General features: G+C 44.4%; 26 protein-coding genes and 3 pseudogenes. 7 read left to right on the top strand and 22 right to left on the bottom strand.

Annotated features, from left to right (window positions below):
- The first annotated feature begins 7 nt into the window (after positions 1–7).
- Together GT348_RS02895 and lptB are read left to right on the top strand one after the other, a co-directional pair.
- Positions 8–925 carry an LptA/OstA family protein gene (locus GT348_RS02895; protein ID WP_160618434.1) on the top strand — a complete coding sequence of 306 codons (918 nt, stop codon included), beginning with the start codon at positions 8–10 and terminating at the stop codon, positions 923–925.
- Entirely contained in the window at positions 925–1,671 is a 747-nt protein-coding gene (gene lptB / locus GT348_RS02890; RefSeq protein WP_160618433.1) for an LPS export ABC transporter ATP-binding protein, read from the top strand. The genes GT348_RS02895 and lptB overlap by 1 nt, the downstream gene beginning before the upstream one ends.
- 32 nt (positions 1,672–1,703) lie before the next feature.
- Here lptB and GT348_RS02885 read toward each other — a convergent pair whose 3' ends face one another.
- Positions 1,704–1,952, bottom strand: a complete 249-nt coding sequence (locus GT348_RS02885) for a DUF1150 family protein (protein WP_160618432.1) — start codon at positions 1,950–1,952, stop codon at positions 1,704–1,706.
- Positions 1,945–2,469 carry an Hsp20 family protein gene (locus GT348_RS02880; protein WP_160618431.1) on the bottom strand — a complete coding sequence of 175 codons (525 nt, stop codon included), beginning with the start codon at positions 2,467–2,469 and terminating at the stop codon, positions 1,945–1,947. Before GT348_RS02880 ends, GT348_RS02885 begins: the two co-directional genes overlap by 8 nt.
- 195 nt (positions 2,470–2,664) lie before the next feature.
- Here GT348_RS02880 and def point away from each other — a divergent pair, with 195 nt between their 5' ends.
- Genes def through truA form a run of 3 tightly spaced genes read left to right on the top strand, consistent with a single transcriptional unit; the run spans position 2,665 to position 4,926 of the window.
- Positions 2,665–3,216, top strand: a complete 552-nt coding sequence (gene def / locus GT348_RS02875) for a peptide deformylase (protein ID WP_160618430.1) — start codon at positions 2,665–2,667, stop codon at positions 3,214–3,216.
- A 5-nt stretch (positions 3,217–3,221) separates the two neighbouring features.
- Positions 3,222–4,136, top strand: a complete 915-nt coding sequence (fmt, locus tag GT348_RS02870; RefSeq protein WP_160618429.1) for a methionyl-tRNA formyltransferase — start codon at positions 3,222–3,224, stop codon at positions 4,134–4,136.
- Entirely contained in the window at positions 4,087–4,926 is an 840-nt protein-coding gene (truA, locus tag GT348_RS02865) for a tRNA pseudouridine(38-40) synthase TruA (RefSeq protein WP_160618428.1), read from the top strand. The genes fmt and truA overlap by 50 nt, the downstream gene beginning before the upstream one ends.
- Before the next feature lie 7 nt (positions 4,927–4,933).
- Here the strand turns inward: truA and dapE are convergent, their stop codons facing one another.
- Positions 4,934–6,076 (bottom strand): succinyl-diaminopimelate desuccinylase, encoded by a 1,143-nt coding sequence (gene dapE / locus GT348_RS02860; RefSeq protein WP_160618427.1) that lies wholly within the window; start codon positions 6,074–6,076, stop codon positions 4,934–4,936.
- A gap of 8 nt (positions 6,077–6,084) precedes the next feature.
- Positions 6,085–6,915, bottom strand: a complete 831-nt coding sequence (gene dapD / locus GT348_RS02855; RefSeq protein ID WP_160618426.1) for a 2,3,4,5-tetrahydropyridine-2,6-dicarboxylate N-succinyltransferase — start codon at positions 6,913–6,915, stop codon at positions 6,085–6,087.
- A gap of 125 nt (positions 6,916–7,040) precedes the next feature.
- Here dapD and GT348_RS02850 point away from each other — a divergent pair, with 125 nt between their 5' ends.
- Positions 7,041–8,048, top strand: a complete 1,008-nt coding sequence (locus tag GT348_RS02850; RefSeq protein WP_160618425.1) for a GGDEF domain-containing protein — start codon at positions 7,041–7,043, stop codon at positions 8,046–8,048.
- A gap of 33 nt (positions 8,049–8,081) precedes the next feature.
- Here GT348_RS02850 and argB read toward each other — a convergent pair.
- The 6 genes and pseudogenes from argB to rpmH all read right to left on the bottom strand — a co-directional run bounded on the left by argB (position 8,082) and on the right by rpmH (position 12,303).
- Positions 8,082–8,998 (bottom strand): annotated as a pseudogene (argB, locus tag GT348_RS02845) (acetylglutamate kinase).
- Between the two features lie 26 nt (positions 8,999–9,024).
- Positions 9,025–9,678 carry a ribosome biogenesis GTP-binding protein YihA/YsxC gene (gene yihA, locus GT348_RS02840; protein WP_160618424.1) on the bottom strand — a complete coding sequence of 218 codons (654 nt, stop codon included), beginning with the start codon at positions 9,676–9,678 and terminating at the stop codon, positions 9,025–9,027.
- A gap of 6 nt (positions 9,679–9,684) precedes the next feature.
- Positions 9,685–11,436, bottom strand: coding sequence for a membrane protein insertase YidC (gene yidC, locus GT348_RS02835; protein ID WP_160618423.1), 1,752 nt, complete (start codon positions 11,434–11,436; stop codon positions 9,685–9,687).
- Between the two features lie 157 nt (positions 11,437–11,593).
- On the bottom strand, positions 11,594–11,815 hold the full coding sequence (gene yidD, locus GT348_RS02830; protein ID WP_160618422.1) for a membrane protein insertion efficiency factor YidD: 222 nt from the start codon (positions 11,813–11,815) through the stop codon (positions 11,594–11,596).
- Positions 11,812–12,165 carry a ribonuclease P protein component gene (gene rnpA, locus GT348_RS02825; RefSeq protein WP_160618421.1) on the bottom strand — a complete coding sequence of 118 codons (354 nt, stop codon included), beginning with the start codon at positions 12,163–12,165 and terminating at the stop codon, positions 11,812–11,814. The genes yidD and rnpA overlap by 4 nt, the downstream gene beginning before the upstream one ends.
- A gap of 3 nt (positions 12,166–12,168) precedes the next feature.
- On the bottom strand, positions 12,169–12,303 hold the full coding sequence (gene rpmH / locus GT348_RS02820; RefSeq protein WP_160618420.1) for a 50S ribosomal protein L34: 135 nt from the start codon (positions 12,301–12,303) through the stop codon (positions 12,169–12,171).
- 141 nt (positions 12,304–12,444) lie between these two features.
- Between rpmH and GT348_RS02815 the strand changes: the two genes are divergently transcribed.
- Positions 12,445–12,654, top strand: a complete 210-nt coding sequence (locus GT348_RS02815; protein WP_160618419.1) for a hypothetical protein — start codon at positions 12,445–12,447, stop codon at positions 12,652–12,654.
- Here the strand turns inward: GT348_RS02815 and gloA are convergent.
- From gloA to frr, 12 genes and pseudogenes are all read right to left on the bottom strand, one after another.
- Complete coding sequence (gene gloA, locus GT348_RS02810) at positions 12,614–13,027, bottom strand: lactoylglutathione lyase (protein WP_160618418.1); 414 nt, start codon at positions 13,025–13,027, stop codon at positions 12,614–12,616. The two genes, GT348_RS02815 and gloA, sit on opposite strands and share 41 nt — an antisense overlap.
- Before the next feature lie 17 nt (positions 13,028–13,044).
- On the bottom strand, positions 13,045–13,884 hold the full coding sequence (locus tag GT348_RS02805) for an LpxI family protein (RefSeq protein WP_160618417.1): 840 nt from the start codon (positions 13,882–13,884) through the stop codon (positions 13,045–13,047).
- Positions 13,878–14,728, bottom strand: a pseudogene (lpxA, locus tag GT348_RS02800) (acyl-ACP--UDP-N-acetylglucosamine O-acyltransferase). Before lpxA ends, GT348_RS02805 begins: the two are co-directional and overlap by 7 nt.
- Positions 14,729–14,742: 14 nt before the next feature.
- On the bottom strand, positions 14,743–15,213 hold the full coding sequence (gene fabZ / locus GT348_RS02795; RefSeq protein WP_272915586.1) for a 3-hydroxyacyl-ACP dehydratase FabZ: 471 nt from the start codon (positions 15,211–15,213) through the stop codon (positions 14,743–14,745).
- Positions 15,214–15,329: 116 nt separating this feature from the next.
- Positions 15,330–16,370 carry a UDP-3-O-(3-hydroxymyristoyl)glucosamine N-acyltransferase gene (gene lpxD, locus GT348_RS02790; protein ID WP_160619421.1) on the bottom strand — a complete coding sequence of 347 codons (1,041 nt, stop codon included), beginning with the start codon at positions 16,368–16,370 and terminating at the stop codon, positions 15,330–15,332.
- Positions 16,371–16,390: 20 nt separating this feature from the next.
- A complete protein-coding gene (locus GT348_RS02785; RefSeq protein WP_236646562.1) occupies positions 16,391–17,305 on the bottom strand; it encodes an OmpH family outer membrane protein in 915 nt (304 codons plus the stop codon).
- Positions 17,306–17,352: 47 nt separating this feature from the next.
- Positions 17,353–19,947, bottom strand: a complete 2,595-nt coding sequence (gene bamA, locus GT348_RS02780; RefSeq protein ID WP_160618416.1) for an outer membrane protein assembly factor BamA — start codon at positions 19,945–19,947, stop codon at positions 17,353–17,355.
- 179 nt (positions 19,948–20,126) lie between these two features.
- Positions 20,127–21,209, bottom strand: a complete 1,083-nt coding sequence (rseP, locus tag GT348_RS02775) for an RIP metalloprotease RseP (protein ID WP_160618415.1) — start codon at positions 21,207–21,209, stop codon at positions 20,127–20,129.
- Positions 21,202–22,391, bottom strand: a pseudogene (gene dxr, locus GT348_RS02770) (1-deoxy-D-xylulose-5-phosphate reductoisomerase). The gene rseP and the pseudogene dxr overlap by 8 nt, the downstream one beginning before the upstream one ends.
- Positions 22,392–22,404: 13 nt before the next feature.
- Complete coding sequence (locus GT348_RS02765) at positions 22,405–23,217, bottom strand: phosphatidate cytidylyltransferase (RefSeq protein ID WP_160618414.1); 813 nt, start codon at positions 23,215–23,217, stop codon at positions 22,405–22,407.
- A complete protein-coding gene (locus GT348_RS02760; RefSeq protein ID WP_272915582.1) occupies positions 23,214–23,957 on the bottom strand; it encodes an isoprenyl transferase in 744 nt (247 codons plus the stop codon). Before GT348_RS02760 ends, GT348_RS02765 begins: the two co-directional genes overlap by 4 nt.
- Positions 23,958–23,967: 10 nt before the next feature.
- Positions 23,968–24,534 carry a ribosome recycling factor gene (gene frr / locus GT348_RS02755; RefSeq protein ID WP_160618413.1) on the bottom strand — a complete coding sequence of 189 codons (567 nt, stop codon included), beginning with the start codon at positions 24,532–24,534 and terminating at the stop codon, positions 23,968–23,970.
- Positions 24,535–24,548 lie beyond the last annotated feature (14 nt).

Below are 24,548 nucleotides of genomic sequence, written 5' to 3'. Positions count from 1 at the left end.
TAAGTAAATGTCTCAGCATTTAAGCGCACTGCTCGTCACTGCTTCACTTTTGCTGCCTGTTTCGGGCTATGCACAGCAGACAACTGCCCCTCAGTCAGATTATCAAACGAAAGCTGACTCTCCGCCAGATCAATCACATGGGGAACCGATTCATCTTTATTGGAAAAAAGAAGAAATTTATGACCGCAATAAACAAACGGTTACCTTAACGGGAGGGGCACGCGCTGTAAGAGGCGATATTACTTTGGATGCTGATGTCCTTATTGGATATTTAAGACACAAAGCTTCGTCAGCTGATCAAAGTCAGTCTTCAAAAAAGACTAATGATGTCATGGGCGGTAATATGGAACTATACCGTGTTGAGGCTATAGGACATGTGCATGTCTATAATAAAGCCAATCAGGGCTGGGGGGATCACGGGATCTATGACATTGATAAAAATGTCATGCTCATGACGGGCAAAAACATGAAATTCACGACCCCTCATCAAGTTTTAACAGCACGCGACCTCGTTGAATATTACCCAAAAGACCATGTCACTATTGGCCGAGGCGATGCAACAGTCACAAATGATGATGGCAGACGCGTTACAGCAGATATTTTAAAATCGGTTGGTTTATCTAACAATCAAAAAGCGCAAAAACAGAATAATACAAACAGCAATGCTTCAAAATTAGACCGGGCTTATGGCTGGGGTCATGTCATTATTAAAACTGACAAACAGGTTGCAACTGGAGATCGTGGTGTCTATCTCTTTGGTCCAGAGCTTGCACGTTTGATTGGTCATGTCCATATCACACAAGGTCAGAACCAAAATAACGGGTCTCAGGCGGTTGTTAATATGAAAACAGGAATCGCGACTATGCTACCGGGCCATGATTCTCCCATTCAAGGGCTGATTGTTCCCAACGAGGCCAGCCAATAATGGACTCACAAAGCTTGTATAACGGGCCAGGCCTTGTAGCTCACGGCATTGGTAAAACTTATAAAAAAAGGCCCGTCGTTAAAAACGTGTCTCTACACGTTCAGCGTGGTGAGGCTGTCGGTTTGCTTGGGCCAAATGGAGCTGGAAAAACGACAAGCTTTTATATGATTGTAGGGCTTGTACAGGTTGATACCGGCGCGATTATGTTAGATGGAACAGATATAACGCAACTCCCCATGTATCGCCGTGCACGTTTGGGTGTTGGTTACCTGCCACAAGAAGCCAGTATTTTTCGTGGTTTAAATGTAGAGCAAAATATTATGGTAGCCCTTGAGGTCGTAGAGCCTGAAACTGAAAAGCGCCATGATATGTTAAATGGGCTATTGGCAGAATTTGGCATAACTCATTTACGCCACGCCCCTGCCCTGGCCCTGTCTGGTGGCGAGCGCCGGCGCCTGGAAATTGCACGCGCTTTGGCAAGCCAACCTAATTATATTTTACTTGATGAGCCTTTGGCAGGTATTGATCCTATTGCTGTGAGCGAAATTCGTAGTCTTGTTTCTCATCTTAAGGATCGGGGCATTGGCGTACTCATCACAGACCATAATGTGAGAGAAACATTAGAGGTTATAGATAGGGCCTATATTCTTCATAGCGGCCAGGTTTTAATGGAAGGAACACCTGAAGAGATTGTCGCTAATGAAGATGTAAGGCGGGTTTATTTAGGCGAACATTTCACGATGTAATTATTATGCCCTTTTTCAAGGGCATAATATTTTTATTGCAAAAAGCTGGGTATAAGCTTTGACTGCAAAATAACCTCTACGGCACTAGCCTCATCTTCAGCAACCGCAATAGGTGTGCCATCAGCCGCATGAATAGCCACAACATTAACCCCATCATGGCATGCTGGCCTGAGATAAGCCGTTTGAGCCATGCCTAACCCTTTAAATTCCTGTCCTGTCATAATTTTATTTTGAGATTTACGATCGACAGAACCAGGAACTTTCCGAGAAATTTTATCCACGTTCGTCACTTTCATTTTTTCTATCGTAAATATCCAGCTTACGCACAGTCTGATTCCGTTCAACCGGTTTTGAGACTGGAGGTTTAGCCGCAATATGCGACTTTTGCTGACCTTGTGAGATTGCAATATGCTTAACGCGCACTTCGGGCTTAGGGCGCATTAAATCAATGTGTAATAAGCCATTATCAAGCCACGCACCGCTAATTTCTATACCCTCGGCTAAAACAAATGCCTTATGAAACTGGCGTGCAGCGATCCCTCTGTGCAAAAATACACGCCCCTGACTATCATCAGCCTGGCGGCCACGAATGACAAGCTGATTATCTTCTTGCGTGATCTGAAGATCATCCATAACAAACCCCGCCACAGCAAGTGTTATGCGCAGGGCTGTATGGCTGAGTTGCTCAATATTATAGGGGGGATACCCATCCGAAGTTGATTTCGATACCCTCTCGAGCATTTGCTCAAGATGATCAAAGCCTAAAAACATAGGCGACGTAAAAAGACGATTAGACACTTAGCAAAAAGCCTCCTCCAGGAGCGAGACACAAGTATGAAATCCTTTCACCAAAGGCATTTCAGACCTTACTTAAATAGTGAGCTTTACCACCAACATGCAAGAGCGGGGTTATCTCTTTTCTCTTTCATTTTTTAAAAGATTACTTACTTATAAGGCTGGAACTAACCTTAATCTCCCGGTAAATAGCGCTATATGAGCACATTTAAATTTCTCGAAGACATCGATCAAATCGCCCCTATGCCCATTCTGGTGGCGCCCCATCCTGTGTTAAAGCAAGTTGCTAGCGAAGTCCCTAAAGAGGATTTAGAAAAGATACGTTCGCTTTTACCAGGTATGTTTTCTGCCATGTATAAAGCACCAGGCATTGGTCTGGCAGCTCCCCAGGTGGGCATAAGTCAGCGTTTTTTTATAATGGATATTTCTGAAAAAGATGCTCCACCAGAACCCATGGTACTTATTAATCCTGAGATTGTGAAAGAGAGCGAAGAATTTTCTGTTCATGAGGAAGGTTGCCTCTCTCTCCCCAATCAATTTGCAGAAGTAGAACGCCCAGAATCAATAGTAGTCAATTACATTGATCAGGATGGTAAGCCAGTTAATCTCAAAGCATCTGGTTTATTAGCAACCTGTATTCAGCATGAGCTTGACCACCTTGATGGCATTTTATTTGTTGATCATCTATCGAGCCTAAAACGAAATATGGTTTTGCGTAAGCTTGCCAAAGAACAAAAAAGAAAGCGCTAAAATTTATGCGCCTTGTTTTCATGGGTTCACCCGATTTTGCCGTTCCTGCTCTTAAAGCACTGATAGATGCAGGGCATGAAATTATTGCGGTTTATAGCCAACCCCCGCGCCCGGCAGGACGAGGGAAAGCATTACATTACCAACCGGTGCATCTCGCGGCTGAAAGTTACAATATCGACGTAAGAACCCCTCTGAAACTCAAGGGTAATAAAGAGGAAATTGAATTTCTAAAAGACAGTAAGCTTGATGCGATTATCGTTGCTGCATATGGGCTTATTTTACCTAAGGACATCCTTTCCCTTCCTCAAAAAGGATGTCTCAATATTCATGCCAGCTTATTGCCCAGGTGGCGTGGCGCCTCTCCAATACAATCCTCCATCCGTGCTGGTGATAAAAAAACCGGTATTTGCATTATGCAAATGGATGAAGGGCTCGATACAGGAGATATTCTCTTAAAGGCTGAAACAGATATAACAACTGCTGATACCGCCTCCACACTCCATGATCGCCTATCAGCTCTCGGTGCTGAACTTATTGTAAAAAGCCTTATTGAGCAGCCTCACCCTATTGCACAAGCTGAAAATGGCGCCACTTATGCTCCCCGGTTATATCGTGAGGATGGCCGCATCGATTGGAGCTGCACAGCGCAGGAAATTGATTGCCAGATACGTGCTTTTACACCCTGGCCTGGTAATTTCACCACTCTCAATGGACAAACTATACGCATTGGCTCTGTTGAAATAATTGAACCAAACCAAAAAATAGCGCCTCCAGGCACTATCTTGGATGACGCTCTTACAATTGCCTGCGGCCAGGGTCTGTTGCGCTTAACAACTCTTCAAAAGCCTGGTCGCGCCATGATGGATGCTGATGCGTTTTTACGCGGCTTCATGGTCGCTAAAGGAGCCTGTTTTGAATAATGATGCAGCTTCCCTAAATATAAAACGATGGGCCCTTCGCATTGAGTTTGATGGTCAAAATTATGTTGGCTGGCAAAAACAAGACCATCACCTTTCTGTGCAGCAGCTGCTAGAAGAGGCTGCGTCAAAACTATTTGGGGGGCGTTCTGTTTCTACCATTACAGCAGGAAGAACAGATGCTGGAGTACATAGTGCGGGTCTGGTCGCCCATATGGATATTCCGGCGGATGCAAATATCAATGCACGGTCTATGAGAGACGGCATAAATTTTCATCTCAAACCGCATCCAATTGTCATATTAGACGCAGCCCCTGTGTCATTAGACTGGAATGCACGTTTTTCTGCTTTATGGCGGCGTTATCGTTATACTATTTTAAACCGCCCTTCTCGCCCTACTTTCAATGAAGGAACTGTCTGGCACGTTAAACCCCCTCTTGATTGTGAGGCTATGCAGAAAGCCGCCAATTATTTATTGGGTAAGCATGATTTTTCTTCTTTTCGGGCCGCAGCCTGCCAGGCAAAAAATGCTTTACGGACTCTCGATGAGTTAACGATCATAAAACAGGGTGAGCTTATATTTATTGAAACACAAGCACGCTCTTTTTTGCACCATCAGGTAAGAAATATGGTCGGAAGTCTATCTTTGGTTGGGCGCGGCCAATGGCAACCAGAAAAAATGAAAGATGTTCTTCTGGCCCGTGACCGCTGCGTTGCAGGACCTACAGCTCCTGCAAGTGGGTTATGCTTTATAGGGGTAGGCTACCCCGAAAATCCTTTTAAAAGCCCCTGACAGAGCTCTACAGCCCTAAGCGCTGTAGAATATTTTGATAGATCCGCGTTAAGCTCTCCAAAGAAGATAGTGATACGCATTCATCACTCTTATGCATGGTTGCGCCCACCAGTCCAAATTCTGCTACAGGGCAATAATGCGTGATAAAGCGGGCATCTGATGTGCCCCCCCCTGTATCAAGACGTGGCTTACGACCAGTTACGTCTTCAACGGCCTTGCTTATATGTTCAACAAACATACCCGGCTTAGTGAGAAAAGCCTCTCCACTGACTGAAATATCAATTTCAGAACCCGCTGCATGACGTTCAACAAGCTCTTTTAACCATGCTGAGAGGCTTGAGCCTGAATGTAGGTCATTAAAACGTATATTAAGCTTTATTTCCGCCTGAGCAGGTATGACGTTAGTTGCCTTATTTCCTACGTCAATAGACGTTATTTGTAATGAGGACGGTGCAAACCATTCACTGCCTTGGTCTAGTGGATCCTGTGTTAAGGCCTGAAGCAAAGGAATCAACTTATGAACAGGATTATCAGCGAGATGAGGGTATGCAACATGACCTTGCATGCCTTTTATGGTTATAGTGGCATTTAAACTTCCGCGCCGGCCTATTTTAATAACCTCACCCATTTCCTGAGGGTTTGTTGGTTCACCTAAAAGGCAAAAATCAGGTATTTCTCCCTGCGTCTCCATCCATTGAAGCACCTTTTTTGTCCCGAAATGAGCTGGGCCTTCTTCATCACCTGTTATGAGAAGCGAGAGACTTCCTTTAAGAGGGTTTTCTTTGAGGTAACGCGCTATTGCTGCCAAGAAACAGGCAATACCCCCTTTCATATCGGCAGCACCGCGACCGTAAATATAGCTGCCGTCAATTTCCCCTGAGAATGGATCGTGAGACCAGTTACCTCCAGGAGGCACTACGTCAGTGTGCCCTGCAAAGCATAAATGCGGCTTGCCGGCACCCAAACGTGCATAAAGATTAGGTGTCGGCGATTCGGCAGGGCCAAAGTGAAGTAAAGTGACTATAAAACCCATTTCTTCCAAAATAGATGCCACAATGCCTAGAGCACCATCGTCAGCCGGTGTGACAGAGCGGCACTTCAATAGTGACTGGAGCAGTAAAATAGGATCAGTTGAGGAAGATATGGGCATAATCACTTTTAATCACGTAAGAGGTCGTTAATTGATGTTTTTGAACGTGTACGTTCATCAACCTTTTTAACAATGACAGCGCATGCCAAAGAAGGTCCACCTGGTGTTTTAGGTGGTAAACTACCAGGCACTACAACTGAGTAAGCTGGCACTCTACCCATATGAACGTCACCAGTAGCGCGATCAATAATTTTTGTTGAGGCCCCTAAAAAGACCCCCATTGAAAGCACCGAACCACGCTCAACAATCACGCCTTCTGCTACTTCAGAGCGGGCACCGATAAAACAATTATCTTCAATAATTACAGGTGACGCCTGAAGTGGCTCCAAAACGCCACCAATACCGGCACCGCCGCTAATGTGACAGTTTTTACCAATCTGAGCACAAGATCCAACAGTAGCCCATGTGTCGATCATCGTGCCACTATCAACTCTAGCCCCTAAATTTACAAAGCTAGGCATTAAAACAACACCTGGGGCAATATAAGCAGAGCGGCGAACAATAGCACCTGGCACAGCTCTAAAGCCTGCCTGAGCGAATTGTTCTTTTGTCCAACCCTGAAATTTTAAGGGCACTTTATCAAAACCGGGGGCACCACCACAGGCTTGCGCCATAGGCTCTGAATCATAAAGCCGGAATGACATTAAAACAGCTTTTTTAAGCCATTCATTAACTATCGTGCCATTCTCGTTACTTTCTGCTACACGTAGCTCTCCACAATCAAGCCCCTGTAAAGCCGCTTCGATAGCTTCACGAGATTTGCCAGATGTTGAAGGAGTAAGCGTTTCGCGCTCTTCCCATAATTTTTCAATCAATTGTCGAAGTTCATCATATTGCATGACGTATTAACCCAAATTATCTAATAATAGAACAAACGTCTGGACCATGAGGGCCCTAGCTCAGGAAGTCAACGTCTGTCAGGCGTTAACATTCTTTTTAAGGTTAAAGGAAGAATATAGAGTCTATGATTCAACAGCCTCTCACCACCTCTTATTCTCCTTCAGGAAAGAAAGACATATTTTCTGCCTTATTAGAAGCCTTGCGCACGAGCGTAACACCTCAACAAGGCATTCGCACCGCCTCTGATTTGCTTTTCAGATCATTTAATAGTCAGGGTGCTATTTTAAGAAGCTATAATATTTCAGAGGAAGCTGAGCTTACATTTGAAGAAAATGTAACGCCTTTCCATGATCCTTTTGGAATGGCCTCTTCCTTATCAGGTTTCATAGATCAAACGATTATGAAACATCTGACTGCCCCAGGCGTACCCAAAGAAGATATTTTTACCTTTAATGTTGAAGAATTAGAGGCTCTGGTCACTTACCAGGCTCTACGCCAAAATGAGTGGGTTATTTTGTTACTTTGGCGCGAAAAAGCATGGCACAATAGCGAAAAAAAGATCGTTTCCTATTTCTGGAAAACCGTCGCGTTGATACTGGAAATGGAAAATATCTATCTCACAGCCATTAAACGCACTTTGCATGACCCTGCTACAGGTGCCCTCACATGGGAAGGTTTAAAAGAAAGGATTTCCCGCTCTTTTCCTCGCCTTGATCGTGACGGCCTGGCAGGCACACTTATTCTCATACAAATTAATGGTTTATCTTCTCTTTCCAAAGCACATGGTCCTGACATTGAAGACCGTGCCTTAGGCCATAGTATTTCTGTCATAAAACATGCTGTAAGACCCACCGATTCTATCGGAAGAATTGGTGGCTCACTCTTTGCTTTATGGTTAGACGGAGCAGATCGCTTTGCCTCGGCAGAACGTGCAGAAGTAATGACGCGTCATGGCATTATGCTGCCATTCCTTAAACACACGACCCTATCGCTCCAGATGGGACTAGCCTGCCGTGAGGCAGACAGCCCAGACACTATTGAGGATCTGCTTGAGCAGGCAACCTTAGCGCTTAGAAAGACCACTTCTGACAAAAAAGGTAGACCCTGGTATTTTGCTCACCAAAATGCCTGATTTTCTAACAGGGATAATTCTAGGTAGAAGAATTTATCCCTTAATAAGAGTTCCTGGTCCTGCGTGAGTAAAAAGCTCTAGCAAACATGTATGCGGGACTCGGCCATCAAGAATAACTGCAGCTTTGGCGCCAGCCTGAACAGCCTTTAAACATGTTTCAACTTTGGGAATCATGCCTCCGGTAATCAGGCCTTTTTTAATACGCCACCTCACCTCATCAGCCGTAAGTTCCTCGATTCTCTTACCATTTTCGTCCAAAACACCTGGAACATCAGTCAGCATTAATAAACGAGACGCTCTAACAGCTCCCGCTATGGCGCCAGCTGCTGTGTCTGCATTTATATTATAAATTTCGCCATTATCCCCTGCTCCGACTGGCGCAACAACAGGGATAAGCCCGGCACCTAGCAAAGCATATAAAACTCGAGGATCAACGGTTTCGGGGTGCCCACAAAACCTAAGTCAACGGTTTTACTTTCATCTTCTGATTGACTGACATGTTCTAATTTTCGGGCCTGGATAAGTTTACCGTCACGGCCAGATATTCCAACAGCCAAAGCCCCAGCTCGATTAATTAGGTCAGCAACTTGCTTATTAACCGTTCCTGATAAGACCATTTCAATCACTTCGATCATTGATTGATCAGTGACACGTAAGCCGTCAATAAATTGCGATTGGATATTTAGCTTTTGCAAAACGGCGCTTATCTGGGGGCCCCCACCATGCACAACAATGGGATTTACACCAACAAGCTTAAGCAAGGAGATATCACGCCCAAATGTTGCAGCAAGATTATCCCTGACCATCGCATGACCGCCATATTTAACGACGATCGTATCTCCCGCATAACGACGTAAATAAGGGAGAGCTCCAGCCAACACAGCAGCTTTTTGCTGCTCTGTTAAACATTCAGCCGCTAACAGTTCCTCTGGCAGAGATTTTTCAGACATGAGCACAAAAGCTCCCCTTAAAGCCGTTATACAGGTTCAGAAAATTGCGACAAAATGCCCCTTAATTCTGCAATACCTAGCGATTTTTCACTACTGGTAGGCAAAATAAACGGGAACGCAGCAGGATGCGTTTTTAAAAAACTCTGTATTTCCTCGAGTCTCTTTTTAAGCTCATTTTCCTTAATCGCATCGCACTTTGTTAAAACTACCTGATAAACAACTGCTGCCTTATCAAGCAGATCACATATTTCGCGATCGGAAGCTTTGAGCCCTACCCGACTATCAATAAGAAGAACCACCCTTACTAGATTAGGACGTCCACGCAGATAATCAAACATCATACCTTGCCAGTCTTCCTTCACAGATTTGGAAGCTTTGGCGAAACCATAACCAGGCATATCAACCAACGTCAGTCTATCAGCTAAATTAAAGAAATTAAGCTGTTTCGTCCGTCCTGGTTCGGATGAGGCTCTGGCAAGCGCTTTACGTCCTGTCAGAGCATTAATAAGACTCGATTTTCCTACATTAGAGCGTCCGGCAAAAGCAAGTTCCGGCCTGTTTCCTTCAAATAACTGCTCAAGTTTCTGAGCCCCAAAGAAGAAAGCACAGTCTCCTGCAAAAAGTTTGCGTCCTTCTTCCATTTGCTCAGGTGATGGAGGACCTGGAATTTCTTTTACCATCACACTCTACTTTTTAATTTTGTTTATGGGTACCGGAAGTTTTGTTTTACGTCCGATAATGGCTTGCTGAATAAATGTCAGCACGTTGTTCCAAGTATAATAGACTAAAAGTCCCGCTGGAAAGCTAGACATTACGAACACATAAACCAACGGCATGAACTGCATAATACGGGCCTGCATAGGGTCCATGCTGACCATGCTCTGACGCTGTAAAATCCAGAATGTAATACCTAGCGCCGCACCCCAAATGCTTAAATGCAGGAAAGAGGCAATATGTGTTGGATCATAAGGAATCAATCCAAAAAGATTGAGCAAATTGGTCGGATCAGGCACAGACAGATCACGGATCCAGCCAAAAAATGGTGCATGACGTTCGTCGATACTTAGATTCAGCATTTTATAAAGACAGAAAAAGATTGGAGCCTGAATGAGAATAGGCAGACAGCCACCAGCCGGATTAACTTTTTCTTCCCGATAAAGAGCCATGACTTTTTGATTCATGACCATAGGGTCGTCTTTAAATTTTTCTCTGATTTCAGTAATTTTAGGCGCCAAAAGACGCATACGAGCAGACGAAACGGCGGCTTTAGATGCGAGAGGATAAAGCACAATCTTTACGATTAAGGTCAAAGCCATCAGAGCAAGACCAAAATTACCTATATGCACATATAACCAGTGCAGAAGATAAAGGATGGGCCGGGTTAAGACGCTAAACCAGCCAAAATCAATCGCCTTATCAAAATCAGGTAAAGAGAGCTGCTTGCTATAACTCTGAAGCAGGCTAGGAACTTTCGCTCCTGCAAAAATATAGCTTCCTAGCCCTAAAGAAGCATTAGGCTCGATGGTTAGGGCATCGCGTGTTTTAAATGTAACCTGATAAATGCCTCTATTTTCAGGCAAATATGAATATTGTGCCGTTACTAACGATGATGGGTCGGCCCCAATTGATGTCAGCCAGTATTTGTCAGTAATACCACCCCAGCCACCTTTGCCAGTAGCTGACCACGAAATATGACCCGGCTCTCCCACGCCTTCACGTAAGCTTTTGTAACCTTTATCAGCCAAACGGCCATTCATTACCGAGATAGGTCCTTCATATGCTGTGAAAGACCCTGTTTCTTCTGGTAAATAGTCGCGCTGCACACGTTGGAAAGGCCGGAGAGAAATGGCTTTTTGAGAGTGGTTTTTAACTTCTTGCTGAACTGTAAAGAGAAAATGTTCATCAAGCTTTAAATGAATTAAAAACTCTACCCCCTCACCATTATCCCAGGATAAGGTAACGGGATGTTCTGGCGTTAATTGCTCACTTTGCGTTGACCAAACTGTATTAAGTGTTGGCAGTTTAACAGCAGAACCTGCGTCATTTTCCCAGCCCACATAAACATAGCTTGGTTTTGCAGCTCCTGCTTTTTCTAGCAGACGCACTTGAGGACTATCTTTAGCGAGTGTCTCTTTATAACCAGTGAGCACTAAATCATCTAAACGTGCTCCCCTGAGATTAATAGAACCTCTGACATCCCGCCCCACTATAGCAAGGCGATGCTCAATTTGATCTGACTGACCTGACTCCAATTTTTCCTCACCAGCTACACGAGCAGGCTGGGCTACAGAGTCTTTTGAGGTCACAATCTCATGAGAGGTATTATGCTCAGCAGCAGGGACATCATGATGGGCCTGCTTGGGAGCAAGGAAGTTGAAGCCTAAGAGAATCGCAGCAGATATCACTACGGCCAGAATAATACGCTTGTTATTTTCCATCGAGCTGAAGCCACTCTTTCATCATGCTGAGGGGTTATTTTCCCCTTGGCGGCGGAAAAATTACCCTCTAAACGACTAAAAGGGTTTTTTTCACAAAGTACAATTTCCCTCAACACTTAAAACGGATTGAGGGTGTATTAAACCCTAATTTTTAATTTTAAGGTGGAGGATCAAAGCCACCTTTGTGAAATGGATGACATTTGAGCAGGCGCTTTAATGTTAGCCACCCACCATAAAATGGACCATAGCGGGAAATAACACTCACTGCATAGGCACTACATGTAGGATAAAAGCGGCAATTACGCCCTATAAACGGGCTAATTGTTATTTGATAAAGTTTTATCAAAAATAAAAAGAAAAAAGTGAGAACAGATCTCACTTTTTTTCTCCATTACCCTCATGCATCTTTTTTAAAGTGCGCCTTACATCCCCTTTTAACTGTTCAAATGGCCGTGCCAGGGTCTGGCTTCGACCAATAAGAACCATATCTCCAGGAACAAGGACACTCTCTTGCATCACATGACGAGCAGCTTCTTTTAATCGTCGTCTTGCACGATTACGAATCACGGCATTGCCGATTTTTTTTGTAACCGTAAACCCAACCCGTAATTCACCCTCATTATTATGAGGCAGAACCTGACCAATAAGACCAGAGGTCACAACCTTGGCTCCCCTTTTGGCCACATTCAAAAATTGTGACCTTTTTTTAAGGCGCGTCGGCTGTATCATAGGTTAAGCAGAAAGTTTTTTACGTCCTTTTGTGCGGCGATTAGCCAAAACGCGGCGTCCGCCTACAGTAGCAGAACGCGTACGGAACCCGTGACGGCGTTTACGGACTAAACGTGAGGGTTGATACGTGCGCTTCATGATCTCATTCCTCTAAAAACTGATACGCTTTTCTAAAAAAAGCATATAAGAACAGAGCGCATTTAACGCGCTCTTCACCCATTTGATGGTGCTTTTAAGCAGCTCAGTGTAAACTGTCAATCCTAACTTAAGGAAACACTTATGACTGATGTTCTACTCAATCAAACAGATATTGAAAATTTATTGTCCAAATTTCGTCATGACTTACGAAATAAACTAACACCAGCCATGATGATCGCTGACTCACTCAGCAACCATCAGCAGGCAGATGTTAAACAAAAAGCTCAGATTATCATCGACTCTCTTGAAGCTACTCTGAATGAGCTTCAGAAGCTTCGGGTTTCTCAATAAGCTCCATTTTATAACCATCTGGATCTTCGACAAAAGCAATAACCGTGGTTCCGAATTTTACTGGACCCGCTTCCCTCGTCACTTTTCCACCGCCTAAACGTACTTTTTCAACTGCATCAGCAACGTTTGGCACTCCAATAGCAAAATGGCCAAAGCCGGTTCCTACCTCATAATCATTTTTCTGGTCCCAATTATAAGTAAGTTCAATTTCAGCCTGGCCATTTTTGTTATCGGCAAATCCAATAAAAACGAGTGTATAGCGCCCTTCTCTCACTTCTGTGCGCCGTAATTCACGCATACCCAGTAAATTATAAAATGATAGGCTACGGTCTAAATCACGAACGCGCACCATTGTGTGTAAAAAACTACTCACTTTATATATTCCTTTTTCTAACACTCTTTAATCAGGCTATCAGAGAGCCCGTAAAGAAATAAACGTTCTTCATCAGCTGCCTTTATGCAGCTTTCTTTATGCGAAAAAAGAGTTTTTCCAGCGATAAAAGCAATACCGTCTAATTTCGCAAGAGCTGCATTTTTTATAGTCATTGGGCCTATGGTAGGCATATCAGCCCTTAAATCTTGCCCTAATTTCGGCATCTTTAGCAAGATACCCCCGCAATTTTCCTGGTCTAAAAACCGACAGCGTTCCAGCATTTTATCGGTGCCTTCAAGAGCTTCTATCGCTAAGGCAAGGCCGTTGCGCACAACACAAGCTTGGCCAACATCCAAAGGTGCCATAACCGTCAAAATATGTGCAGCACGCTTAATATCTTCCCAGGCCGATAAAGAAGGCTCCAATAAGCCAAGAGCGCCTTCTTGACTTAACTCAGTGTTAAGAAACTCATGAGCTCCCCTTACACGAAAACCCTCTTCTTCTAATATTGAGATGATAGAGCTTAATAGGCCGTCATCTCCTCTAAAGATTGCTTTACCCAGGCGTGCCAGGATTCTGGTTCCCTCAGCATCTGGTCGTAAATCTCTCCATGATGGCCTTTTTACAGGACCTAATAAAATAATATCCTTGCAATTATGCGCTCTCAGGGCGCGCAATATTTCACCTGCGGCAGCTAAACGAATTAATCGATGAGGGTATTTTTTAATAAGCTCAGCTTCAGCAAATCCCTGAAACCCTATAATAAAAACCTGATAACCCTGCTGAGTAAGTTTAAGGGCCAACTCCGCAGGTAGTGGGCCACCACCAGCCAAAATACCGATATTATGCGCTAACATAAACCTTCAGCATAATCGTCAGAGTCCTTTTGTGCTGCTCGGGTCAAACCACGCTGACTAGGGGCTTCCATAAAATCAAGCATTTCACGAATGCGAGACATATGACCGTAATGCTCCCTTACTTCCCGTATTCTTTGGCTCAAAACCTCTTTGTTATTACCCAATCGCGGATATAAATGACGAAAAGCGCGACGAAGAATTTGCATTTCCTCGGTATTAACACCAGAACGCTTTAAACCTACCCAGTTTAAACCAACAAGCCGTGCTCGATTACCCAAAACACTTCCATAGGGTAAAACATCCATTTCCACACCACAAAGGCCGCCTATGACAGCCCCTGGCCAATCCTTACAAATTGATGAATGGCAGCTGACCCCATAACACGCGCATTATCACCAATCGATACATGCCCGCCCATAACAACGTTATTTACGATAATGACGTCATTACCTAATGTGCAGTCATGAGCAATATGTGCATTAGCCATAATCAAACTATGGCTACCTATACGTGTAATGCCTAATCCCTGTATCGTTCCACGATGGATAGTAACATTCTCACGTATAATAGTGTGAGCCCCAATAACGCACTTTGTAGGCTCACCATTATATTTAAGATCTTGTGGCGCCAAACCCACTGTTGTGAAGGGATAAATTTCTACCCCTTCAGCAAGCGTCGTATGCCCATCAATAATGACAGATGCATGGAGCTTGACACCTGAATGTAACACGACGTTAGGCCCTATCGAACACCAGGGACCAATATATACATTAGCCCCCAATGATGCCTTTGGATCAACAAGTGCCGTAGGATGTATAAAAAGGCCTGTTAAATCCGCCGTCATGTTTTCCATTAAGCTTAGCCCATAATCATGGCGCTGAATGTTGCTTCAGCCACTGTAACATCATTTACTTTGGCTACACCATGAAAGCGCCAGACATTTGCCCGAGCCCTTTCTTTTTGAACATGAATGCGCAATTGGTCGCCAGGTCCTACCGGACGACGAAATTTTGCACCTTCAATGGTCATAAAGTAAACAAGTTTTCCCTCAAATTCTTTACCAAGTGTTAAAACAACCAATGTTGCAGCAGTCTGAGCCATGGACTCGACTATTAACACCCCTGGCATGACAGGTCTGGCAGGAAAATGCCCTTGAAAAAAAGGTTCTGTGGCTGTTACATTTTTGATCCCGACAGCAGACTCGCCGGCCTTAATCTCTTCCATCCGATCGAGAAGAAGAAAAGGATAACGATGCGGTATTGCCTGCATTATCTGCAATATATCGACACTCTCGGGAACAGTATGTTCTTGCTCAGCTTTTAAGTTCACTTATTACAACCTTCCCTTGCTTAACTCCCAAGCCCTCTTACACATCATGCTCAAAGAGCATTTTGTAAGGAGTAGCATCACTCTCTATCAAAACTCTTACTAAAATACCATTATGATTAAGACTTGCGAGATAGTTTACGCAGCGTCGCCACATTTCTGAAAAATTCTTTAAATGGCATTGCGGGGCTACCAATCACATCTGAGCCAGCCTCTACATCAGACATCACACCACATTGCGCGCCGACACGTGCTTTTTTGCCAATATGTATGTGACCAATTAAACCCGCTTGAGCAGCTATGGTAACAAAATCTTCCAGGGTCGTTGAACCTGAAATACCCGCCTGAGAAACGACAATACAACAACGCCCCATTTGGACATTATGCCCAATTTGCACGAGATTATCGATCCTGCTGCCCGCACCGATAATTGTGTCTTTCATTGAACCCCGATCAATTGTCGTATTAGAGCCGATTTCTACACCATCTTCCAAAATTACACGACCTAATTGCGGAACAGTTTCAAAACCTTCAGGCGTAACAGCAAAACCAAAACCATCTTGTCCGATTCGGACACCGGGATATAAAACTACCCTCTCACCCAGTAATGCATGTGAGATTGTTACATGCGCACCAATACGACAATTAGCCCCTATCTCCACACCTGTCTCAATTACAGCATGGCTAGCTATGATACACCCATCACCAATTTTGACTTTATCACCAATAACGGCAAGTGCACTGATCTCAACGTTATTTCCAATAATAGCATTCTCAGAAATAACCGCACTTGGGTGAATTTTTCCGGTTGAAGGAGCTGCAGGGTGGAAAAATTGCGCAACACAGGCCCAGCTCTGATAGGGATCTTTGCTTATAAGCGCCACAGAATGTTCAGGAACCTTATCTGCAAAGGCTTTTGCTACAATAACCGCACCTGCACGCGTCTCTTTCAATAAATCAATATAACGTCGATTATCTAAAAAGCTGATCTCATTGGGCCCTGCACTATGTAAAGGCGCAACACCTATAAAATTTTTCTGAGCGTGCTCTGTATCAAGGTCAATTTCCAAACCGAGCTGTTTAACAACTTTACATAAGGCAAAAGGACCACGTCTTTGAAAAAAACGTGGATCCCCCGTATGCGATTCGGTCTGGTTCATAAGATTAGGAACAACCAAACTTATTGCTTCTGACGCACGACAGATTTAGCTGGTGAGTTAACCACCTGCGGAGCTGATGCCTGCTGCATTTGCTTTTCTTCATCTGCTGTTGTTGGCATTTTTCCAGATTTAGCTAACACCTCAGGGTCAACACCATCTCCTGGAATAAAAACATGAGGCAGAATTTTATTAAGCTGTTCGGCAACTTCCTCGGTAATGTCCTGCTCACCTACATGCAGAACAGTTTGCTCGGCATGTAAAATAAGGTTCATGCCATGGGCTGCAGCCACGCGAGCGATAATTCCTTCTCTTTGCTCAAGTTCACGCTCGAGCTGATGAAAAGCAACCTGGTAGGCTTCTTGAATGATGCGTGCCTTATTGCCAAAATCTCTCTGATCTTTGGCACGACGCTCTTGCAGATGGCGCTCACGGATTTGGATTTGGTCAGATGTCAGCTTGCGCGCTTGGACCTGTAACTTCTGCTGCTCTGCACGCCAAGACGCTTCTTCTTTTTGAACTTCTCTTGCTAAATGATCACGACGCGCGCCCAAAACCTGCTGCATTTCCTGAGCGGCTGTTGAAAGCTGCATAACGCCTGGAACACTTATAACGCCAATCACAGCTGCTGGCGGAGGCGATTTTTTCGCAATTGCCGGCGTCGCAGGAACAGGCGGCAAGGGCAGAACTGGTGGGGCCTTAAGAGCTGGATCTGTAGCCTGATTCTCACTTCTTGATACGACAGGCGCAGCCTTGCGATGAGACACAGGAGCATGTGATGCGGCAGGCTGCTCAGATTTGGGCATAAACCAGCCCGCACCGCTTGATTTTGCCTTATCTGATCCAGAATCTGCCTGTGCTGAAGAAGCGACTAACACACTCCCCAGAGCAACCATGGAGTATGCGACAGATAAATAAGACTTAAAACGCATAGACATAAAAACCTCTTTAGCCTTTAAGCTGGAGACGATAAGGAAGCTTAGTATTAGAACTGCTGACCAAAACCGAAACGGATTGGGTAAAGTCTGTCACCACGTTCTTTATGAATAGGTACAGCACCATCAATATTAACCAGTCCAAATGGGCTCCTCCAGGAAAGACCTAGACCGCCAGCAACGCGAGGCGTGTATGTATTACCCGTAATTGGTGTGTAATCCTTGCCATCTTGGCTTGCACTCGTATGAAGGCGTTTTACACGGACACCCGTTAAGCTACCGGCATCAATAAAGCCACGCCCTGACATACCCAGCTTATCTCCAAACGGGAAGGGGAAATTTAGCTGGGCTGAGGCTGTGTACATAAAGCGGCCACCAAGCAGATCTTCCTGCCCTGCTCCAGGACACCATCCATTAGAACAGTTTGCACCACTGCCTCTATAATGTCCTGAGCGAGGTCCAACACCACCCTGTAAGAAGCCACGCAAACTGTCGCCACCAAGATAGAAGTTATCGATAATGCTACGATGACCGCTAGAACTCCAGTCTCCCATATAACCGACACCACTTTTTAACTGAATGGTCCAGTCGTGGCTGGCTGTTATGGAATCAAGAGGGATATAGTAAGCAGCACTAAATTTACCACGCAGATATTTTGTGTTTCCACCTAAGCCTGCAAAATCACCCGTCGCACGCAAAACATAACCAGAACGGGGGTTAACACGATTATCGCGGCGATCATAAGTCACTGTCGTGCTTAACTGCGATAATAATGACCATCCAGCTGCGTCTTGCACATAAATAGATGGGGTATCATCAAGACAGCCCTGAGGGTCATAAGAACAATATCTACGCCCTGGCATTGCATTACCGACTTTACGATTAACCAAAGAGTAGGTCCATGACTGCGAGAGATAGCGGTTAAATGCATATCCCAAACGTAATGAAAGACCGTACTGATCTTCGTTATAGCTTTGGTAAGTCTGATAATTATTTTGCATGTAATAAATATCAGCGCCGGCAACAAAGTTGCGACCCAAGAAATTTGGATCAGTAATCGAAAGATCAGCCTGTTTCTCGTAATAAGCAACTGTTCCAGAGAAACCTGCATCGAGGCCTGTGCCCAGTAAGTTATGCTGCTTTAGCCCTAAATTACCCAGAACACCGACGTCTGTTGAGTAACCACCCCCTAGAGAGAACTCACCAGTTGGCTTTTCAGTCACATTAACAGCAAGATTAGCTTTATCTGGGGCTGAGCCCTGCGTCTGGTCAATCGTAACGGTTTTAAAGTAACCTAAATCTTTTAAACCAAGTTTAGCATATTTCCGGTCATAAGGTGTGTAAGCATCACCTTCTGCCATTGGCAAATTACGACGAATAACGGGATCTCGTGTAACAGTATTGCCATTAATATCTATACGTTCGACATATACACGTGGACCCTGCACTACATCATATAAGAGATTAACAATCTTCTTTTCAGGGTTACGTGCAATTTCTGTGCGCACTAACGCAAAAGGATGGCCCGATTCCTGCAACCATTCTTGCATATCATTGGCATTATTCTGAATTGCAGTGCCGTCATAATACTGATTCTTAAACAGCTCTATATGCTTTTTCAGCATCTTTTTAGTAACACCATGCACATCTGAACGCACATCAATCTTACCGAGCCTATAACGTGGACCTTCTTTAATCGTAAAGGTAATATAAAACGTCTTGTGATCAGGCGATAACTCACCTGTTGCATCAATTAATTTGAAGTCAACAAATCCATTATGCAGATAATATCGTCTTAGCAGCTCAGCGTCATAACGCATACGTTCTGGATTATATTCATCAGCCGATGAGAAGAAGCGATACCAGGCTGTTTCTTTAGAAGAAATGACACTAGATAGAGCGGATTCACTAAAGGACTTATTGCCGACAAAGGCAATTTTTTTCACCAAAGTCTGACGCGCTTCATTTATGCGGAAAACGACATCAACACGGTTATTTGAAAGACGAATGATCTGTGGCGTAACCGTTGCACCATAGCGTGCATGTTTCGCATAAAGATTAAGAATTTTTTGGCGATCAGAGGCAACTGTCTGAGAGGAGAAAACCGCACGCGGCTTGAGGTCAACTTCTTTTAAAATATCATTATCTTTGAGTGAATGATTCCCCTCAAAGACGATCTTATCCACGACAGGATTTTCAACAAGGTTAACCACCAGAGTTGAACCTTGTCGCTCTATCGTTATGTCGCGGAATAATCCCGTTGCATAAAGTGTTTTGAGAGAACGGTTAAGGCCGTTTTTGTTAAACGAATCTCCAGGCTGCACAACCATGTAAGAAAGAACCGTACCTGTCTCGATACGGGAGTTCCCTTTAACCAGAATAGACTGGATAATACCGCCAGGCAGATACTGCGCAGTATGGGTTTTTTTGGCTCTGGAAGCACTATGCCTTGCAGCAACTTTCTTTGCTGACTGCACATGTCCATGAGACGCCTTTTTACGGGTCGCCTTGCGATGAACAGTCTTATGCTGCTGAGATGTTTGTGCTTCCGCCACATTCGTGGCTGCCGGAAACAAACAGACCGAAGCCAGTAAAACCAACCGAACAGCTACGGGTCGGAAACCTTTAGAGCGCAATCCTGACAAAATCGGTATCCCTCGTTCCCAGATTCTTGCAGATATTTCATAACATTCACATGTTACGGAGAAATACCCAAAAATCTCCTTCTTATGCAAGAGCTGCCCTTATAAGGGCTTGTCTCTTTTAGACAAAAGATGTGATCTTTCCAACCTCTCTAATTCAAAAGTGTACAACTAGTTTTTAGTTATAAATGTGTTGTTAACCATTTTATCCATCCTAGTCCCGTTACATCATTGAAGGCCGTATAAAGAAACAGCGCCATAACCAGGAAAAAACCTACCTGTAAAGCTATTTCCCTTACTTTCAGAGACACAGGCTTACCTCTAATGGCTTCTGCTGCATAAAATACCAAATGTCCGCCATCCAGCATCGGAATAGGAAACAGATTAATGAGACCTAGATTGGCTGAAAGCATAGCCACAAAGAAAAGCAAACTTGCTGTCCCGCTATCTGCTGCCTGACCAGACATGGCGATAATACCAATTGTTCCAGCCAATTGGCGGGGGCTTCGCTGGCCACTAATAATCTGCCACAAACTTTCAAAAATCTGTGAAAAAAGCTTTCCAGTGCTGATAAATGAAGCCGGAATTGCCTTATAAAACGGCATGGGGTGCGCCTGTGTAACAGCGAATCCAACACCAAGTTGGCCGTGTTTTTTATCACCCTGCATCTGTGTTCCCAAAGTAACAGGGATATCTATCGTGCTCTCTTGTCGCTTAACTGATAAAGTAACCTTTTGACCAGGATGAGAAAAAATCAATGACTGCAAATCAGCAGCACCCAAAATCTTTTTTCCATCAAATTTTACAAAATTGTCTCCCTTTTGCAGTCCAGCCTGTTCGGCCGGGCTTTGCGGGGCAATCATGCTGATTTCGGGCTTAACTTCAGGGCGGCCATAAAGGCTAAAAATAACGATAAATAATAATATTGTCAGGACAATATTAAAAACAGGCCCCATAACAGTTACTAATGCGCGTGCCCAGACGGGTTTACGATGAAAGGCTTGCTCATCGCCTTCAGGGTTTTCTTGAGTGGCATCAGCTTCAAAGCCATGAAGCTTTACATATCCCCCTAGTGGAAAAGCGCTAAGTTGCCACTGCGTTCCAACCCGATCACGCCACTTACATAAAGCTGGCCCGAAACCGATTGAAAAGACATCTACACGAATTTTGCACCAGCGCGCCGCTAGATAGTGACCTAACTCGTGAATGAAAACGATCACGCCAAAAACCAACAATCCGACGATAATGCTATAGAGACTATGCATGAGCATTAATCCTCGCAATTTGCTCTTTTGCTAATTCACGGCCTTTCTTATCCCAATATAAAACGTCTTCTAAATTTTTTGGCTCAGGATTTTCCGGCATTGCTTGCAAAGACGCATCAATTAATTCACCAATTCCCAGAAAGCGGATTTTTCCACTAAGGAAAGCATCAACTGCTATTTCATTTGCAGCAGAAAAAACAGTTGGTGCTACTCCTCCTTCTCTAAGAACCTGACGTGCTAAGGCCAGTGGTCTAAAGCGTGTTTCATCAACTGGTTCGAAATCAAGTTTCGATAATTTGGCAAGATCAAGACGCTCGCATTGCGTTCTCATACGTGTAGGCCACGCTAAGCAATGAGCAATAGGAATACGCATATCTGCACTTCCTAGCTGTGCGACAAAGCTCCCATCTTTAAAAGCAACCATACCATGCACAACGGATTGAGGGTGGACGATGACATCTATTTTATCATCAGTCAGCCCAAAAATGCGTGCCGCTTCTATAACCTCAAGACCTTTATTAGCCATAGACGCAGAATCAATGGTAATTTTAGCGCCCATAGACCAGGTCGGATGTTTTAACGCTTTTTCGGGAGTAGCCTGAGCCATTTCTTCTAAGGAAGCTCTTCTAAAAGGCCCACCTGATGCTGTGAGAATGATTTTATCAACAAGCTCAATATCACAACCAGCCAAAGACTGAGCAATGGCATTATGCTCAGAATCAACAGGGAGAAGCTGCGCCCCGGCTTCTGCAACCAGTTTGAGCATTATGTTGCCTGCGCAAACGAGCGCCTCTTTATTGGCCAAAGCGACAGCTTTTCCATTGCGGGCTGCTGCTAATGTAGGCTCCAATCCGGCAGCGCCGGTAATGGCAGCCATTGTCCAATCTGCTTCTAACGCACCAGCATCAATAACAGCCTGACGACCAGCTGCTACTTTTGTTGAAGTGCCTTTAAGAAGCTCTTTAAGTTCATTAAAGCGCGATTCATCGTGAATGACCGCCAGCTCGGCTTTAAGGGCGCGCGCCTGTTGCGCCAAAAGAGACGCATTCGTCCCCCTACTAACGCACGGACTTCGATGCTCTCGCCTAAATCTTTGAGAAGATCAACCGTTGAGACTCCAATACTGCCCGTACTACCCAAAACACTGATACGCCGTCTCTGTGTGCCAGAACCAACCGCCATTTAAATGTTCCTCTTATCTTCCAAAGACCTGTTCAAAATAATGCCAAAACTGCCAAAAAGGATGTGGGCCAGATAAATATGCAAATATAGCTGCCAAAGGGGCAGCTGCTAACAACCCATCAAACCGGTCCAATAATCCGCCATGCCCTGGAATAAGTTTTCCTGAATCTTTTACCCCGAGCCGCCTTTTAAAAGCGCTTTCCAAAAGGTCACCGCCCTGAGCGGCTATGCTTAATATTGCACCGCAAATAAGCGCCTCTATCGACCAACTTCCTAGCCCTAACCTCACAATAACTGCCGAGAGCAGAATAGCGGTGCAAATACCACCAATAGAGCCTGAGATCGTTTTACCAGGGGATATTTTAGGGGCTAGTTTAGGACCGCCTATTAAGCGCCCTACCATATAGGCACCGCTATCACTGGCAATAACTGTTCCTAAAACGAAAAAAACTTCTAACAATCCGTCTGGGCGCATTCTCAGTAATAAAAGTGAAGTGCCCCCCACAATAGAAATAATCACCGGAAGCCAAGCTTGAAATCCAAAAAGCAGGGCGCCGCCACATAAATAAAGTAATGATAAATAATCACCTTTAAGGGCAATTAATCCTCCCGCCAATGGCCATAAAAGAAAAAGAACAGCCCTTAAACCGGTCATTTTCTGACCTAACAGGGTCTCTCCTTCCCATACCAGACCAACCATAACGAGAAGAATAAGAGTATTATATAACCATTGCCCATAATACAGGCACAAAATAGCAACAGGAATAAGCACGATGCTTGAGGCTACACGCTTATGAAATTCGGACCATTGTGAAAATGGCTTCATCGTGGACGGCCTCCAAAACGACGATTACGACGACCATAATGATCAATAATTTCAGAAAAATGGTTTTCCTGAAAATCAGGCCACAAAACATCTAGAAATAAGAGTTCTGAATAGGCAGACTGCCATAAAAGAAAATTCGATAATCTATGTTCCCCACTCGTGCGCACCAAAATATCGGGGTCAGGAATAGAGGCAGTTTGCAGGCAATTTGATAAATGCTGCTCATTGATATCATCAAGAGATAACTGCCCTTTAACCACCTCTTCTATCAAAAGTTTGGTGGCTTTCACCAACTCAGCTCTACCGCCATAAGACAAAGCCAGTGTTAAGGTTAAAACTTTATTATTTGCAGTTTTATCCTGGGCCTCTTGTAGTTCTTTATTCAGAGTCTTACCGAAACGTTCCGGCTCACCTATAATTTGGAGCTTAACATTCTGCTCATGAAGCTCTGAAAGTTTATGGCGTAAATAAAAGCGCAATAAAGCTGTCAGATTTCCAATTTCTTCTTCCGAGCGCTTCCAGTTTTCTGAAGAAAAGGCATAAAGCGTTAGAAACTGCACACCCTGTTTGATAGCAGCCCGCACACAACGTTGTACAGCTTCAACCCCCTCCCGGTGGCCATAAGCCACTGAAGCACCACGCGAACGCGCCCATCGCCCATTACCATCCATAATGATGGCAACATGACGAGGGGTAAAATCAGATGTAAATTTAAGGCTATCGGGAAGGGAAGCTGACAAAACTAAGCCATTAAACCTGTTTAATGTCGCGTTCTTTCTCAGATAAAAGTGTATCGACTTTACTGATATAGTCGTCAGTCAATTTTTGGATCGAGTCACTCCACCCTTTTAGGTCATCCTGACTGATTTCACTCTTTTTTTCGAATGATTTGGCTTTATCCATACCATCCCGACGGACACCCCGCACAGCTATGCGGGCATTTTCGGCATAACGAGCTGCAGCTTTGGCAAGTTCGACGCGCCTTTCCTCAGTTAATTGAGGAATAGGAACGCGAACAGTTTGTCCATCAGCAGCTGGATTAAGGCCTAAACCACTATCACGAATTGCTTTTTCAACGGCACCTACGGCACTACGATCCCATACTGAGACTGTCAGCATACGCGCTTCAGGTACAGCAATAGATCCCACCTGAGATAACGGAACGACAGAACCATAAACCTCTACACGCACTGGCTCTAATAAATTGGGGCTTGCACGACCAGAGCGCAAACCAGAAAAATCGCGCTTTAAGCTTTCAAGTGCACCCTCCATTCGCCTTTTTAGGTCAGCTACAAGATCGTTAAGCTCCACAGTCATGATATATCCCTTTC

This window comes from Aristophania vespae (assembly GCF_009906835.1).
GTDB classification, from domain to species: Bacteria; Pseudomonadota; Alphaproteobacteria; order Acetobacterales; family Acetobacteraceae; genus Aristophania; species Aristophania vespae.
This window is presented reverse-complemented; position numbering and strand designations above follow the sequence as displayed.